The sequence below is a fragment of the Corynebacterium freneyi genome (assembly GCF_030408835.1).
GTDB classification, from domain to species: domain Bacteria; phylum Actinomycetota; class Actinomycetes; order Mycobacteriales; family Mycobacteriaceae; genus Corynebacterium; species Corynebacterium freneyi.
This window is the reverse complement of record NZ_CP047357.1, coordinates 638,585-652,152: the sequence shown is the minus strand read 5'-3', so window position 1 is coordinate 652,152 and position 13,568 is coordinate 638,585. Positions and strand designations below refer to the sequence as shown.

The window sequence follows — 13,568 nt, the reverse complement described above, 5'->3', positions numbered from 1 at the left end:
GGAGGATCGCGCCACGGATGCGGTGTCGGGTCACAGTGCGCGGGCCACCTCCTCCAGGTGGGCGGCCATCGCGCCGAACCAACCGATCGCGAAGCCGGGGTCGAGCAGCAGGGACAAGATGAGGTCGAGCATGGGTTCTCCTTAGAGGTGGCTGGCCAGGATGACCAGGGCGAAAATGGTGGTGATGATGAGGATCGACAGCCACGTCGGCATGTCGTCATCCGGCTGTGTCATGTGAGGTTGGCTTTCCGGTTGATGCGCAGCGTGATGGAGTCGCCGCGGCCGGGTGTGCGGGTGGCGATGGTGGTGTCGCCGGAGAGGGCGCGGCGGGCGGTGCCCATCTGGTCGAGCAGTCGGGTTTTGGCGGCGACGACCGTGGCTTTCGCGGCGGCTTCTTCTTCGAGTGCGTCGAGGAGTGCGACGGCCTGGTCGTGGGTGACCTGGATGTCGGTGTCGCGGTCGATGTCGGGGTGCAGGCCCCGGACCGCGTCGTAGGTGGCCACCCGGTCGTCGAGTGGCGGGGGGTCGCCTGCTTGGCCGGTGTGGTGCCAGCGGGCACAAGCCGCGACGATCGACGCCCACACTTCCTCGTCCCACTCGACCTCGTGGATCTCCGGGGTGCCGTAGCCGAGGACGACGACGCTGGCTTCGTGGATGCCGGACACTCCCATCTGGAACATGACCTGGGCGAGGTAGTGGGCGGGGATGCTGTCGGGGTCGCCGGGCCGTCCCCATTGGTCCATGTCGCGGGTGGTTTTGCATTCGATGATGTGGAACCTGCGCCCACGCCTGGCCCTGCGGTCGAGGGTCACCGCATTCGGGAACGGCAGCCCGGGGTCTGTGTAGGTGATCTCCCCCGCGCCCGCCTGCCACCCCGGATTCGCGTCCAGCCACCAGCCCACGAGGGACTGCTCGGCGATATGCCCCCACCGCAGGTGATCGCCCTCCAGCGCCGGCGGCTCCAGCCCGGCGTACATCTCGTGCCACAGGGCATACGGCGATGACCACGGGGACAGGCCCAACAGCGCCGGAACCTTGCTGGCGGTGATCATGCCGCGCCATTCCGGGGTGCCGGGGCGCGGCGGGTTGCTCATGACTGGCATTGGCGTTCCTTTCTCAGTGCCTCCGCACCTTCCTCGGTCAAAACGGCGTAGCGGGTGTTGCCCTTGCCACGCCACACGTGCGCCTCGATGAACCCCCTGGCCTCCATCGCCCGGGCAGCACCCACCAACTGCCTCGGCAAATCCCCCGAGAACTCCGCCCCCACCAGCAGATCAACATCCCGGCGGGACAACCCCACCGGGGATCGGCGTCGCTGAATGGCGTGGATTTTCGTCATCACTGACGCCACGGTCAGGTCCAGTTCGTCGGCCATCATCGCCGCGAAAGTGGCGTCGTCCCACCCCATGCGCCCGACGAAATGGGAGTACTCCTCCTCGACCCGTTCGTCGGCGTTGGGGGCGCGTGTCTCGGCGAGTTCGGCGTCGTCAGGGCTGATCCGCATCACGTGATCCATCACCCGTGGCGGCAGTGCCCGCAGTCCAGCCAGTGCCCGGGAGATCACGTCATCGTGCAGGCCGAGCAGCCGGGCGATTTGCCGTTGGGTCATGCCGTGGTCGCCCAGCCACTCAATGTGGGCTCGCACGTCATCCATCGTGGTCATCGTCGACCCCCTACGACCTCGCGGATGTGCGGCACGGACAGGCCGAAAGCATCGGACAGGCGGTGGGTGACGTATGTTTCGGGCAGGCTCAGGGTGCCGGTCATGAACTCCCACTCCTCCACGATCCGGTCTGACACGCTCATGCCGTCCGGGTCGTCCAGCGTGGACGTGGGAGTGATGGACAGCACCCTGGCCAACGTCGCAGGCCTGGGGTTTCTGATGCCGCGGGCGTATTTCGACAGCATCGACGGACTGATCCCGGCGGCGCGGGCAATGTCAGCGCGCAGCATCCCCGCCGCCACGAGCTGGTCGACGTGGGCGGTGATCTGCTCAGCAGGGGTCAAACGAAAACACCTCTTTCTCCGAGGTCGGGGCCGATGAAGCGGACGAACAACTCGGTTCCCCGGGTCTCCGCTTCCCACACCCCACCACGCCACGCCCCACGTGATCGACGGATCGTCGACGCCGCGTTGCAGATGCGGGATCGGAGTTTCCGTTCGGGGATTTCACCGGCGTCGGGCCATCGTGCTTCGACCGGGAACCGCCCCCACTTGCCGGGCTGGTCCCGCAGGGTTTCGGCGGCGTCCACGTCGACGGGGCTTACGTGCTTGCCCTTGGTGTGCGGCGGCAGCTCGTCGACGAACACCACCGTGGGGCGGGCCGGTTTCTTGCCTGCCGAGTCGAGCCCGAGATGCTTGGTGCACAGGCCGCGTGCGGCGGCCCGTGCGGTGCATCCGGAGGCGGTGCAGGTGCTCATCATCCCCACCCCGCATCCAGGGCGGCGGCGAGGTGCTGGTCTGCCTGGTGGCCGATCCACAGCACGACCGCGCAGGCGATGATCGTGGCGACGACGATCTTGGTGATCGTCCACCAGCGCGGCGAGCGGGGCCGCTCCAGCACGCCGACGGCGTACATGATGGCCAGGTCGTTTTCGGTGATCCCTTCGCGCTTCATGCCGCCACCGCCTGTCGCTTGATCCAGGCGTGCAGCTCGGACTCGTCGACGCGGTACCCGCCGCGCTCCGCAGTCCGAATCGCCGGCAAGGGGTCGCGGGTGCGGTGAATGCGGGCGTACACCCCGGTGTGCGACACCTGAAGGTGTTCGGCGACCTGCTTCATGGTGAGCATGGCCATGTCAGTCCTCCTGGTAGAAGTCATCGGCCCAGCCGGTGGTGTCATCCCGCACGGCGGTGATGATGTCCGGTAGGGCGGTGAGGTGCGCCGTGATGACGGCGCGGATGTGGTCGGCGCGGGGGCCGTCGATGCCGAGGCACGCGGCGTCATGCAGCGCCGGGAGCGCCTGCTGCACGAGACCGTCGATCTTCACGGCGACCCGCTCATCAGTCGAAGGCCTCATTCGGTGACCTCGATTCCGTAGGTGTCGGCTTGGTCGCGGATGATGCGGCGGGCGCGTGCCAGCGATGCGGCGGGCTCACCCGGGTACTCGTACCGGCGGAGCAGGTCGTGCACCCATTGCAGCGTCTCCGGGTCGGGGCGGAACATGTTGCTCATGCCGCCACCTGCTCGGGCCACATGCCGTGCTGGGCGAGATGGTCCAGGGCGGCGACGGCGTCGGCCATGGTGGGCAGGGGCCCGTGGCTCGTGTGCCCGTTGGGGTGGACGGCGACGTAGCCGCCCGGGCGGGCGGTGATGGTGCCGGGCATCCCGGCAAGGGTGGTAGATTTCATGGTGGTTTCCTTTGGTAGGGACTGAAAATGCCCGCCCCGGCTGCAACCCGGGGCGGGCACTCACATAGATGGGTAGGTAGGGCATGGCCGCGTATTTCTCGACGATGGCGACGGTTCTGCCCGTCCTCCTCGTCGCTGGGCTCATCGACAAGGTGACTCTCCGCGAGTATTCGAAAACGAGATACCGGTCGAAGTTCGCGAAGATCAGTGTTTCGCTGGCTCTAATCGCGGTCTACGTGGCCGCGACGATGGTCGCGGTCCCGGAGGAGAACGTTCCGGAATGGTTGAGCACGGCCGCCGCAGCGGTTTGTGCAGGTTCACTGGGGAACTTGCTTGTCTTCATCGCCTTTCTCGTGTGGCACTCTTTGGATGAGGACCCTCATCCAGATCGCGTTCAGACGGAGCTTCGCGAGGCGAAGGCGCGCGTACGTGCCCTTGAGTCCAAGGCCGAAAACGATGCCGAGGAGGGCACCGCCCAGCCCTGATAGTGCGATGATGATTTCTGGTGTCATTACCGCTTCCACAAAGAGAATGCGGCGTAGGCGCTGATGCATGCCCCGATCACGCTGATGATCGCGAAGATGGTGGACATCATTTGCTCTCCTTCTTGTTGGGTTTGGTGTGCGCAGCGTGCCGGCCCCTCGCAGAAAGGGGGGAAGGGGCCTGTGGTGGCTTGCTTGACGGGGTCGAACATCCCGCTTGACGCACGCTGGTAGGGGCGGGGGCCCGGTGGCGCGGGTTGCGCCTAGTGAGCCGGGGTGAACCAGGAGGGCTCCTGACTTGGGGAAGCCCCGCCCCTGGTGCCCGCGCGCGGATTCGAACCGCGCCCCACTCCCGCGTGGGGCCCATGCGCGGGCTTGGATTTGTGTTCGCGCTGACGGTTACCACGTCCCGGGCGCGACCCTCGGGACGGTTCCAACGCCCACCGCGTGCCACCCTTGGTGCAGGTCAGGGGGCCAGTAGCGGCGGTAAATCGCGCCAGCGCTCTCCTCTGTTCAGTTCTCAAACATCACCCCGGCCGGAAACCGGCCGGTCAGTGTCTAGCGGGGCCATCGAATCCCCACGCCCGCCAATACCCGGGCCTAGGCCAAAAACGTCACAGTGACGATTCGCCCACCATCACGCGGGCACCTCGGCGAAGTAGGTGCGCCACACCTTCTCCATCAGGGGCCGGTCGGCCTCCGTGTAGCCGTTGACGCGACGCACCTGGCCGTTGGAGACGTTGAGGTCGTACTTCTCGGGCTCCCGCCCGTGCTTCTCGACGTAGGCCTTCTTCAGCCGCTTGCCGAACACTCCGGCCTTCGCGGCCATCTGCTTCTTCGACAGGTTCTTTTCCTTGAGGAATTCCTGCGCGTACAGGGGGCGCGACGCGGGGTCGAGTTCGGGGGCTTCGCCGAGTCCACGGGCGAGGATGATCCGCGCGCGGGCTTCGAGGTGATCCGGGTGGATCAGGCCGCGTGCAGCCTGGGCGAGTTCCATCTGGGCGCGGGCCTGGAAGATGAGGGCGTTCATCTGGTGCTCGTCGGCGCGGGGGTTGATCGCGCCGCCCTGCGTCCAGTACGACTCGATGACGTCGGCGATCTCCGACTGGTACGCGACAACGAGCGGGCGGGCTTCGTCGGAGACGCGGTTCTCGTCGATGGTGGCGAGCCACATCGTGAGGGTGCGGACATCGATCAGCGTGTGCTCGCGGGACTGGATATCTCCGGGGACCTGCATGGTCATCTTGACCATGGAGGCCCACGACTTGCCGGACAGTCGGCGCGACTGGCTGCGGTAGTCGAGCCCGATGGACTCAACGAGCGGGCGGAACACCACATGCGGGGTGCCGTCAACATCAACGGCCTGGACCTGGTTCCCGTGGAACGGGATGGTGACGATGGAAGACATCGTGTAGACTCCTTTTCGTACATTCCTTGTGTTCCCCGTCGCCCGTGACCCCGGGCGGCGGGGATTTTCTTTTGCCGCCCTAGGCGGCGGGCTTTTCTGCGGGAACGAGCCCCGCCTCTACAGACACCGACGCGGCTCGCAGCAAACTGACCGCGTTCGGCAGCGACGGCTGCGCGCCGGAACGGATTCGACTCAAAGTCGTGCCCGTCATCCCGAGACGCACGGCCAGGCGCTCATCGGAGGTCTCCCCGAGACGATCACGCGCCCGGTCGATGACCTCGGGGCGGATGCGCCACTTCTGTCGCACTGTCCACCTCCCGTTTTCATCTTCTGGCTTGACTGCCACCCCCTGGCGGCATGACCACATCATGGCACGTCTGCCAATGTCTGGTCAACTATTTCTTGTAATTCGTGCCAGAAGGTGGCTGTAATTACAAGAAATTGCGGCCCCCACCAGCTGATTCATGCCACTACCCCCGCTTGCATCCCCCGGCTGCGCTGCCATAGGTTGGCAGTATGAGCACGCACACAGACTGGTACGACGACCTCACGAGCCACACGCCCCGAAAAGCGGCTGCCGAGCGCGCCGGAATCCCCACAAGCACGCTGAACCTCCAGTACAGCAAGGGGACACTCCGCCCCGAGACGGTGATCGCCCTAGCCCGCGCCTACGGGCAGAACCCGGTCGCAGCGCTCATCGCCACCGGCTACCTCGACGCTGAGGAAAGCGGGGCCAGCATCAGCCCCGAGCACGCCCTGCAAATTGCGCCAGATCAGGCGTTCCTGGACGAGATCGCTAGGCGTATCCACGCCAACCGGGACCGCTGGGACATGCCCTTTGACGAGGCGATGGGCGGGGGTTCGAACAGCAACGTCACTCCGATCCGGCCGGTGGTGGATGATGACGACCCGCTTGCCGGCATCGACCCCACGAAGTACGCCGCGCATCCGCGGACTGAAAACCTTGAAGAGGACAACCCCACCCCGTAGGAGGCCAGCTTGGACATCCCGGACCAGATCGCCGCCGCCATGGGCCTGCGCGTCGACGAGCTCCCCGTCCCCACGGATTGGCCCAACGGCCTATGGATCCCCGACCAGCACCGCATCATCCTGCGGCACGACATGGACTGGATTACCCACAGATGCACCCTCGCCCACGAAATCGGACACGCCCACCACCGTCACGAACTCACCGGAATCCCCCACCTCGACGCCCGCATGGAACGGCAGGCCGACGCGTTCGCCGCGCTCATCCTCATCGGGGCGCGCGAATACGCCACCGCCGAACGCGAGCACGGGCCCCACACCGGGGCCCTCGCCCATGCACTCGACGTCACACCCCACTACATCCGCGTATGGCGCGGACACCACGAAAGGACACCAGCATGAAGAACCTCACCACCCTCACCCTCGCCGCATGCGCGGCACTCACCCTCACCGCATGCGGAGGCGATGAGGAACCCCCGACCACGGAAGGTGGGGCGCTCGTCAAACAGCTCGGGCAGTGGGCCGGCGCGAACTGTGCAGGCGATGCCATCGAGGATTGCAAGGTGCAGTTCAAGGTCGACTCGATCGACACTGCCACCGGATGCGCCGGGTTCGGCTACGCGTCTCATCATGACGACCCTGCCGACGACACCGCCGATTACGTGCGTATCGGGACGACCATCAAGATGACCGGCGAAGCTGACGAGATCGACCAGAACTTCGGCACCAACTCGCAGTGGATGATGGTCGGCGCAGACGGCGTATCTCGACCACTCGATGAGGAGTACCTGTGCATTGGAGATGACATCGACCCCAACGACTCGTGGGCGCAGGCGACAGCACCGGGGATGACGATAGAGCGCACAACGCTCTACAAGATGCCTGAGGAAACCGGGAGCATTCAGCTGATGGATCAGATAGGCGGTACCCACTGGCAGTGGGAAATGCCCTAGAACGACGAAAAGCCCGGCCCGCGCCGCATGCCTGGATAGCGATGCGCGGCGGGGGCCGGGGTGACCGCCCACGAGGTGGGCAGCAAGGAGAAGTATAGCCATGCCGCAGAAACGAATCCGAAACGGCAAAACACGGTGGGTGGGCCGCTACCGCGACCCCGCAGGCCGCGAACGCAGCAAAACCTTCGACACCCGCCGCGAAGCCGCCGCATGGGAAGCGGAGCGTGAGCGCGAGATACGGCGCGGCGAATGGGTCGATCCCCGTGGTGCCCCGACCGTCGAGCAGCTGGTGCGCGAGTATGAGGCGCTGGCAGTCAAACCCGGCACCCGCCGCGACCGGTACCAGCTGCGCATCAATCTCGGAGACCTTGGGGCCATGCCTGTGACGTCGGTGCGCCGATCACACCTCGAATCGTGGGCGCTGCAGCTACGCGACGGCAGGCCGTGGGCAGGTGGCACGCCACTGTCACCGTCGGCGGTGCAGGTGCGGGTCGGGATGATGCGCACCTTGCTGTCGCGGGCGGTGGCCGATGGGCTGATCTCCGTCAACCCCGGCGACGTGCTCAAGCGCTTCCCAGTAGGTGAAACCGCCGACATCGTCGTGCCAGGCATCGATCAGGTGCGGGCACTGGTCGAACACGCGCACGCCCCATGGTTCAAACTTGCGGTGAAGATCGCCTCCGAAACCGGGCTACGCGCGGGGGAGGTGTGCGGCCTGCGGGTGCGGGACGTTGATGTGATGCGCCGGGCGATTCACGTGCGGGTGCAAGCCGGTGAAAAGGCCGGCGATGACTTGCGCGAGCTGAAGACGAAGAAGTCGCGCCGGGATGTGCCCATCAGTGAGGGGCTGGCGTTGGACATCGCCCGGGCGCTGGAGGGGCGCGGTGATGACCTTGATGCGCGGGTGCTGGTTGGTGCGTGGGGGCGGCCGCTGTATTCGGCGCGGGTGTCGCACCTCATGTCGGAGACCAGAAAGGCCGCCGGGGTGCCCGATGAGGTGCATTTCCATTGCCTGCGGCATTTCTACGCGTCGCGGATGCTTGCCGCTGGGGTGCCGCTGCCGACGGTGAGTGCGATGCTGGGGCATTCGTCGCCGGCGGTGACGGCGCGGATTTACTCGCACCATTTGCCGGATCAGTGGGACGCGGCGCGGGCTGGTGTGGATGCTGTTGCGGGACTGGTGCGGGACGGCGGGGATTTTGGGGGCCGTCCCGCAGAGTCGGGCTAGTCCCCCAATACGTCGTTGACCAGGGCAGTTGCTTCGTTTTGCACCTGCTTGAGGTGGTCGGTGCCCTTGAAGGATTCGGCGTAGATCTTGTACTTGTCCTCGGTGCCGGACGGGCGGGCGGCGAACCAGGCGTTTTCCGTGGTCACCTTCAGGCCGCCGATGGCCGCGTCGTTGCCGGGCGCCTCGGTGAGCTTGGCGGTGATGGGCTCGCCGGCGAGGACGTCGGCGGTGACCTGCTCGGGCGACAGCTTCTTCAGGATCGCCTTCTGCTCGCGGTTGGCGTCGGCGTCGGTGCGGGCGTAGGCGGGGGCGCCGAACTTGTCGGCCAGTTCCGCGTAGCGCTGCGACGGGGTCTTGCCGGTCACGGCGATGATCTCCGCGGCGAGCAGGTCCATGATCAGGCCATCCTTGTCGGTGGACCAGACGGTGCCGTCGTGACGCAGGAAGGACGCGCCGGCGGATTCCTCGCCGCCGAAGCCGACGCTGCCGTCCATGAGGCCCGGCACGAACCACTTGAAGCCGACGGGCACCTCGACGAGCTTGCGGCCCAGGTCGGCGACGACGCGGTCGACCATCGACGAGGACACCAGCGTCTTGCCCACGGCCGTGTCGGAGGCCCAGCCGGGACGGTTGGCGAAGAGGTAGTCGATGGCGACGGCCAGGTAGTGGTTCGGGTTCATCAGGCCCGCGTCGGGGGTGACGATGCCGTGGCGGTCGGCGTCGGCGTCGTTGCCGGTGGAGACGTCGAACTTGTCGCGGTTGCCGATCAGCGACGCCATGGCGTCGGGGCTGGAGCAGTCCATCCGGATCTTGCCGTCGGTGTCCAGCGTCATGAACCGCCAGGTCGCGTCGACCAGCGGGTTGACCACGGTGAGGTCGAGGCCGTGGGCGTCGGCGATGGCGCCCCAGTAGTCGACGGACGCGCCGCCCATGGGGTCGGCGCCGATCTTCACGCCGGCGTCGCGGATCGCCGCGATGTTGACCACGTTGGGCAGATCGGCGACGTAGTTGTTCAGGTAGTCGTGCTTGACCAGAAGGTCGCCGGCCTTCTCCACGGACTGGCGCTTGACGCCGTCGAGCCCCTTGGCCAGGTAGTCGTTGGCGCGGGCGGCGATCCAGTCGGTGGCGTCGGCGTCGGCGGGGCCGCCGGTGGGCGGGTTGTACTTGAAGCCGCCGTCGCGCGGCGGGTTGTGCGACGGCGTGACCACGATGCCGTCGGCGCGGCGCTTGTCGGTGCCGGCGGGGCCGCCGTCGAGGTCGCGGTTGTGCCGCAGGATGGCGTGGGACACCGCCGGGGTCGGGGTGTAGCGGCCCTGGGCGTCGACCATGACGGTGACGCCGTTGGCGGTGAGCACCTCCAGCGCGGAGATCATGGCGGGCTCGGACAGGCCGTGGGTGTCGCGGCCGATGTACAGCGGGCCCTCGATGCCCTGGCCGGTGCGGTAGTCGACGATGGCCTGGGTGGTGGCGTGGATGTGGTCCTCGTTGAAGGCCGTGTCCAGCGACGATCCGCGGTGACCGGAGGTGCCGAAGGACACCGCCTGGTCGGGGTTGCCCGGCTCGGGGTGGCGCGTGTAGTACGCGGTCACCAGTTCGGCGACGTCGATCAGATCCTGGGGCTGGGCCAGCTGCCCGGCGCGATCGTGGGCCATGGGGTGTCCTCCTGGACTCGGGGTGGAACCGTTTCCCTTCCAGTGTTCCCCTTTTCGCGGGTCGCCGCAGCGCGGGACCGGCCATCCGGGGGAGGTACGATCCACCCCGTGACCTCCTGCCCGGCTTCCCCTCCCCCTCCCCGTCGGTTCGGGCGCGTGCGCGCGTACGGGTTGGTCGCCGCGGGGTCGGCGGCGGGCGCGGTTGCGCGGGTCCTGGTGGGGTGGTTTGCGGCTCCGCTGCTTGACGACGCCTGGTCCACCGTGGTGATCAACGTCCTCGGATGTTTGGCCATCGGCGTCGCCGCCGGCGTGATGGCCTCGTCGGCGGCGATGGAACGGTGGTGGCCCCTCGTCGGCCCGGGAGCGTTGGGGGGTTTCACCACGTTTTCGGCGTTCGTCGTGCTGCTCGACGATCTCTCGGTGGCCGAGGCTGCGTTCGTCGTCGTCGCAACGCTGGGGCTGTGTCCCCTGGCCGCCCTGCTGGGCGAGAAGGCGGTGACCCGTGGTTCCTGAGTCCCCCGCCACCGCCCTGATGACCATCCTGCTCGTCGCAGCGGGTGCGGCGTTGGGCGGCATGACCCGGTTCTGGTTCGGCGCGGTCTCCTCCCGCGTGGCCTGCAGCGCGTTGCCGGGCACGTTCTTCGCCAACGTCGTCGCCTGCGGCATCGCGGGCCTGGCCTGGTCGACGTGGGACGGCGGCGGATTCGGATGGGCGGTCCTCGGCGCCGGGTACGCGGGGGCCCTGTCCACGTGGTCGACGCTGGCCCGGGAAATCGGCGAGCTGTACCGCACCCGATCGTGGTGGACGGTGGGCTACCCCGTGCTGACCGTCGTCACGGGAGCGGCGACGGCTTCGCTGTTTTTGAGTTGAGCGACGTTTTTGAGTTGAGCGGGCCGATCCATGCCCGAAAAGGCATGAGGGGGCTGTAACTTCTCCCCCATGAACGAATTCTTCAGTGCTCTCGACTCATTCGTCTGGAGCCCCTTCCTGCTGATCCCGGTGCTGCTGGGCACCGGCCTGTGGCTGACCATCCGCCTCGGCGCAGTGCAGCTGCGCATGCTCGGCCCGGCGTTGCGACTTGGCCTCATCGACCGCGAGGACGACGGCGGCGAGGGCGACATCTCCCAATACCAGGCGCTGGCCACCGCTTTGGCCGCCACCGTCGGCGTCGGCAACATCGTCGGCGTCGCCACGGCCATCGGCATCGGCGGCCCCGGTGCGCTGTTCTGGATGTGGGTGACGGGCCTGGTCGGCATGGCGTCGAAGTACGGCGAGGCGTTCCTCGGCGTGAAGTACCGCACCGTCGACGCCGCCGGCGAGCAGTCCGGCGGCCCGCAGTACTACCTGAAGAAGGCCATCCCGAACACCTTCGGCAAGGTCCTGGCCTACGTGTTCGCCGTCTTCGCGGCGATCGCGGCGTTCGGCATCGGCAACCTCACCCAGGGCAACGCCGTGGCCACGAACCTGAACACCGCGTTCGGCATGCCTCTGGAGGCCACCGGCGCCCTCATGTTCGTGCTGGTCGGCGCGGTTCTCATCGGCGGCATCAAGTCCATCGGCCGGTTCACCGCCACGTTCGTGCCTATGATGATCATCCTGTACATCGGCGCCGCGATCTGGGTACTCGTGGCCAACATCTCCGGCATTCCGGGCGCGCTGGCCCTGATCTTCACCGACGCGTTCACCGGCACCTCCGCCGTGGGCGGTTTCGCCGGCGCGGGCATCATCCTGGTCATCCAGATGGGCGTCGCCCGCGGCCTGTTCTCCAACGAGTCCGGCATGGGTTCGGGCGCCATCGCCGCCGCGGCCGCGACGACCACCCACCCGGTGCGCCAGGGCCTGGTCTCCATGACCCAGACCTTCATCGACACCCTCATCGTCGTGTCCTTCACCGGTCTGGTCATCATCACCACCGGCACGTGGGAGGAGGGCGCCGACGACGCCGGGGCCATGACCGCCCACGCGTTCTCGGCGGGCCTGCCGGGCGACTTCGGCGGCGACCTGGTGGCCATGGCCATCGTGTTCTTCGCCTTCTCCACGATGCTGGGCTGGTCGTATTACGGCGAGCGCGCCTTCGAGTCCATCGTCGGCCGTCGCGGCACGATCCCCTACCGCTTCGTCTTCACCTGCGTCGTCTACCTGGGCGCCGTCACCGAGCTGGAGACCGTGTGGGCCTTCGCCTCCGCCCTCAACGGCCTGATGGCCCTGCCGAACCTCATCGGCCTGATCGTCCTGTCGGGCCTCATCGCCCGCGAAACCAAGGCATACCTGGACTTCGACCCGCAGCTGCGCGCGTCGGCCCGGGAGGTCGCCGAATGGGAGCGCAACCGCGCCCTCTCCGGCAGGTGACGCACGCCGCCGCCGGGGTCACCGGGGGCGCCTACCTGCCGCTCAGCCGCAGGTAGGCGCCGCGTCGGGGTCGTCGAGCGCCTCGACCGCATCGCCGAGCGTGCCGACGCTGACCAGCTTCATGTCCCCGGCATCCGCCGTCAACGCCTCCGAGCAATTGTCGGCGGGCACCAGGAACATCTCCGCACCACCCGCGCGGGCGGCGGCGATCTTGTGCGTGATGCCGCCGATCGGGCCGACCACGCCGACGCCGTCGATGGACCCGGTGCCGGCGATGGTCCGGCCCCCGGTGAGATCGCCCGGGCTGAGCTTGTCCACCACCGCCAGCGACAGCATCAGGCCCGCGGACGGCCCACCGACGCCGGAGACGTGGTACTCCACCTCGACGTCGCCTTCGGGCTGGGCGGCCATGCCGATGCCGAGGAACGCGGCGTCGTCGTCATCCGGATGCGACCCCAACTCGACCTCGACCTGCTTCTCCTCGCCGTCGCGAACGATGTCGAGGGTGACCCGGTCCCCCGGCGCATGGCCGACGACGGCGGCCTGAAGGGTTTCCGGACGGTCGATCTCCTCGCCGTCGACGGCGACGAGCACGTCGCCCTCCTCCAGGACCCCCTCGGCGGCGGCGCCCTCGGTGATCATCGCGACGGTGACCTCGATGGGCAGCCCCAGCTGACGCAGCGCCGACGCGGTGGCGTTGGCCTCCGAGTCGGAGAACATCAGCGCATTGCGCTCGTTGACGTCCTCCCGGCTCAATCCCGGCGGGAAAATCGCCTCGATGGGCACGACCTTCTGATTCGGGTCGGCCCACATCCCCATCGCCTGCGCCAACGACAGGTTGTGCGACACGGCGACGGTGGTCATGTTCAGCTCGCCCTCCGACGGGTCGGGGTCCCCGCCCGTGACGACGACCGCCTCATCTCCGTCGATCTCGCCGAGAACGTCGAAAAGCGGGCCCGGTCCTTCGGCCGCGAACGGCACGGGAACGGACGGCGACGACAGCACGGCGGCCAACGCCACGATCGGCGCGGCGCCGACGAGGAGGGTTCTGGTACGGCGGTGCACGATCGCCAACCCTACCGGTGCTTCGTGTTCGCCCTGCGCGAGCATCGCCGCGAACCCGCCCGCGATCAGTGACCGGGCACCCCCGCGCCGGTA

General features: G+C 67.6%; 21 protein-coding genes. 8 read left to right on the top strand and 13 right to left on the bottom strand.

The window, feature by feature from the left end; all coding sequences use genetic code 11:
* Positions 1–230: 230 nt before the first annotated feature.
* The 9 genes from CFREN_RS02855 to CFREN_RS02815 are packed head-to-tail and all read right to left on the bottom strand — an operon-like array spanning position 231 to position 3,350.
* Entirely contained in the window at positions 231–1,103 is an 873-nt protein-coding gene (locus CFREN_RS02855; RefSeq protein ID WP_217124648.1) for a YqaJ viral recombinase family protein, read from the bottom strand.
* The gene (locus tag CFREN_RS02850; protein ID WP_209653999.1) at positions 1,091–1,663 is read right to left on the bottom strand and encodes a hypothetical protein; all 573 of its coding nucleotides are present in this window, start codon (positions 1,661–1,663) and stop codon (positions 1,091–1,093) included. Before CFREN_RS02850 ends, CFREN_RS02855 begins: the two co-directional genes overlap by 13 nt.
* Positions 1,660–2,007, bottom strand: coding sequence for a helix-turn-helix domain-containing protein (locus CFREN_RS02845; protein ID WP_209654001.1), 348 nt, complete (start codon positions 2,005–2,007; stop codon positions 1,660–1,662). The genes CFREN_RS02850 and CFREN_RS02845 overlap by 4 nt, the downstream gene beginning before the upstream one ends.
* Positions 2,004–2,420, bottom strand: coding sequence for a hypothetical protein (locus CFREN_RS02840; protein WP_209654003.1), 417 nt, complete (start codon positions 2,418–2,420; stop codon positions 2,004–2,006). The genes CFREN_RS02845 and CFREN_RS02840 overlap by 4 nt, the downstream gene beginning before the upstream one ends.
* Positions 2,420–2,617 (bottom strand): hypothetical protein, encoded by a 198-nt coding sequence (locus tag CFREN_RS02835; RefSeq protein ID WP_209654005.1) that lies wholly within the window; start codon positions 2,615–2,617, stop codon positions 2,420–2,422. Before CFREN_RS02835 ends, CFREN_RS02840 begins: the two co-directional genes overlap by 1 nt.
* Positions 2,614–2,796: a helix-turn-helix transcriptional regulator gene (locus CFREN_RS02830; protein WP_209654007.1), complete on the bottom strand. Its 183-nt coding sequence runs from the start codon at positions 2,794–2,796 to the stop codon at positions 2,614–2,616. The genes CFREN_RS02835 and CFREN_RS02830 overlap by 4 nt, the downstream gene beginning before the upstream one ends.
* 1 nt (position 2,797) lies before the next feature.
* A complete protein-coding gene (locus CFREN_RS02825; RefSeq protein ID WP_209654009.1) occupies positions 2,798–3,019 on the bottom strand; it encodes a hypothetical protein in 222 nt (73 codons plus the stop codon).
* A complete protein-coding gene (locus CFREN_RS02820) occupies positions 3,016–3,174 on the bottom strand; it encodes a hypothetical protein (RefSeq protein WP_209654011.1) in 159 nt (52 codons plus the stop codon). Before CFREN_RS02820 ends, CFREN_RS02825 begins: the two co-directional genes overlap by 4 nt.
* The gene (locus tag CFREN_RS02815; RefSeq protein WP_209654013.1) at positions 3,171–3,350 is read right to left on the bottom strand and encodes a hypothetical protein; all 180 of its coding nucleotides are present in this window, start codon (positions 3,348–3,350) and stop codon (positions 3,171–3,173) included. The genes CFREN_RS02820 and CFREN_RS02815 overlap by 4 nt, the downstream gene beginning before the upstream one ends.
* An 83-nt stretch (positions 3,351–3,433) precedes the next feature.
* Between CFREN_RS02815 and CFREN_RS02810 the strand changes: the two genes are divergently transcribed.
* Positions 3,434–3,835, top strand: coding sequence for a hypothetical protein (locus CFREN_RS02810; protein ID WP_209654015.1), 402 nt, complete (start codon positions 3,434–3,436; stop codon positions 3,833–3,835).
* A 634-nt stretch (positions 3,836–4,469) separates the two neighbouring features.
* Here the strand turns inward: CFREN_RS02810 and CFREN_RS02805 are convergent.
* The gene (locus CFREN_RS02805; protein ID WP_209654017.1) at positions 4,470–5,240 is read right to left on the bottom strand and encodes a phage antirepressor N-terminal domain-containing protein; all 771 of its coding nucleotides are present in this window, start codon (positions 5,238–5,240) and stop codon (positions 4,470–4,472) included.
* Positions 5,241–5,319: 79 nt separating this feature from the next.
* On the bottom strand, positions 5,320–5,547 hold the full coding sequence (locus CFREN_RS02800) for a helix-turn-helix domain-containing protein (RefSeq protein ID WP_209654019.1): 228 nt from the start codon (positions 5,545–5,547) through the stop codon (positions 5,320–5,322).
* Positions 5,548–5,756: 209 nt separating this feature from the next.
* Here CFREN_RS02800 and CFREN_RS02795 point away from each other — a divergent pair, with 209 nt between their 5' ends.
* From CFREN_RS02795 to CFREN_RS02780, 4 genes are all read left to right on the top strand, one after another.
* Positions 5,757–6,230: a hypothetical protein gene (locus CFREN_RS02795; RefSeq protein WP_209654021.1), complete on the top strand. Its 474-nt coding sequence runs from the start codon at positions 5,757–5,759 to the stop codon at positions 6,228–6,230.
* Positions 6,231–6,239: 9 nt separating this feature from the next.
* A complete protein-coding gene (locus CFREN_RS02790; RefSeq protein WP_209654023.1) occupies positions 6,240–6,629 on the top strand; it encodes an ImmA/IrrE family metallo-endopeptidase in 390 nt (129 codons plus the stop codon).
* Positions 6,626–7,180: a hypothetical protein gene (locus CFREN_RS02785; RefSeq protein ID WP_209654026.1), complete on the top strand. Its 555-nt coding sequence runs from the start codon at positions 6,626–6,628 to the stop codon at positions 7,178–7,180. Before CFREN_RS02790 ends, CFREN_RS02785 begins: the two co-directional genes overlap by 4 nt.
* Positions 7,181–7,319: 139 nt before the next feature.
* Positions 7,320–8,408, top strand: a complete 1,089-nt coding sequence (locus CFREN_RS02780; RefSeq protein WP_209654027.1) for a tyrosine-type recombinase/integrase — start codon at positions 7,320–7,322, stop codon at positions 8,406–8,408.
* On the opposite strand, the gene pgm is transcribed toward CFREN_RS02780, so the two are convergent.
* The gene (pgm, locus tag CFREN_RS02775) at positions 8,405–10,060 is read right to left on the bottom strand and encodes a phosphoglucomutase (alpha-D-glucose-1,6-bisphosphate-dependent) (RefSeq protein WP_209654028.1); all 1,656 of its coding nucleotides are present in this window, start codon (positions 10,058–10,060) and stop codon (positions 8,405–8,407) included. The two genes, CFREN_RS02780 and pgm, sit on opposite strands and share 4 nt — an antisense overlap.
* A gap of 108 nt (positions 10,061–10,168) precedes the next feature.
* Here pgm and CFREN_RS02770 point away from each other — a divergent pair, with 108 nt between their 5' ends.
* From CFREN_RS02770 to CFREN_RS02760, 3 genes are all read left to right on the top strand, one after another.
* A complete protein-coding gene (locus tag CFREN_RS02770) occupies positions 10,169–10,573 on the top strand; it encodes a fluoride efflux transporter FluC (protein ID WP_246580167.1) in 405 nt (134 codons plus the stop codon).
* Positions 10,563–10,931 carry a fluoride efflux transporter FluC gene (locus tag CFREN_RS02765; protein ID WP_209654029.1) on the top strand — a complete coding sequence of 123 codons (369 nt, stop codon included), beginning with the start codon at positions 10,563–10,565 and terminating at the stop codon, positions 10,929–10,931. Before CFREN_RS02770 ends, CFREN_RS02765 begins: the two co-directional genes overlap by 11 nt.
* 69 nt (positions 10,932–11,000) lie before the next feature.
* Positions 11,001–12,410, top strand: a complete 1,410-nt coding sequence (locus CFREN_RS02760) for an alanine/glycine:cation symporter family protein (protein WP_209654030.1) — start codon at positions 11,001–11,003, stop codon at positions 12,408–12,410.
* A gap of 42 nt (positions 12,411–12,452) precedes the next feature.
* Here the strand turns inward: CFREN_RS02760 and CFREN_RS02755 are convergent, their stop codons facing one another.
* A complete protein-coding gene (locus CFREN_RS02755) occupies positions 12,453–13,475 on the bottom strand; it encodes a YlbL family protein (protein WP_070521504.1) in 1,023 nt (340 codons plus the stop codon).
* Between the last annotated feature and the right edge of the window lie 93 nt (positions 13,476–13,568).

Bases quoted from the DNA above. Each gene is read 5' to 3' on its own strand.
- CFREN_RS02855 (WP_217124648.1), bottom strand. From the start codon at position 1,103: ATGCCAGTCATGAGCAACCCGCCGCGCCCCGGCACCCCGGAATGGCGC.
- CFREN_RS02850 (WP_209653999.1), bottom strand. From the start codon at position 1,663: ATGACCACGATGGATGACGTGCGAGCCCACATTGAGTGGCTGGGCGAC.
- CFREN_RS02840 (WP_209654003.1), bottom strand. From the start codon at position 2,420: ATGAGCACCTGCACCGCCTCCGGATGCACCGCACGGGCCGCCGCACGC.
- CFREN_RS02835 (WP_209654005.1), bottom strand. From the start codon at position 2,617: ATGAAGCGCGAAGGGATCACCGAAAACGACCTGGCCATCATGTACGCC.
- CFREN_RS02830 (WP_209654007.1), bottom strand. From the start codon at position 2,796: ATGGCCATGCTCACCATGAAGCAGGTCGCCGAACACCTTCAGGTGTCG.
- CFREN_RS02825 (WP_209654009.1), bottom strand. From the start codon at position 3,019: ATGAGGCCTTCGACTGATGAGCGGGTCGCCGTGAAGATCGACGGTCTC.
- CFREN_RS02820 (WP_209654011.1), bottom strand. From the start codon at position 3,174: ATGAGCAACATGTTCCGCCCCGACCCGGAGACGCTGCAATGGGTGCAC.
- CFREN_RS02815 (WP_209654013.1), bottom strand. From the start codon at position 3,350: ATGAAATCTACCACCCTTGCCGGGATGCCCGGCACCATCACCGCCCGC.
- CFREN_RS02810 (WP_209654015.1), top strand. From the start codon at position 3,434: ATGGCCGCGTATTTCTCGACGATGGCGACGGTTCTGCCCGTCCTCCTC.
- CFREN_RS02805 (WP_209654017.1), bottom strand. From the start codon at position 5,240: ATGTCTTCCATCGTCACCATCCCGTTCCACGGGAACCAGGTCCAGGCC.
- CFREN_RS02795 (WP_209654021.1), top strand. From the start codon at position 5,757: ATGAGCACGCACACAGACTGGTACGACGACCTCACGAGCCACACGCCC.
- CFREN_RS02785 (WP_209654026.1), top strand. From the start codon at position 6,626: ATGAAGAACCTCACCACCCTCACCCTCGCCGCATGCGCGGCACTCACC.
- pgm (WP_209654028.1), bottom strand. From the start codon at position 10,060: ATGGCCCACGATCGCGCCGGGCAGCTGGCCCAGCCCCAGGATCTGATC.
- CFREN_RS02760 (WP_209654030.1), top strand. From the start codon at position 11,001: ATGAACGAATTCTTCAGTGCTCTCGACTCATTCGTCTGGAGCCCCTTC.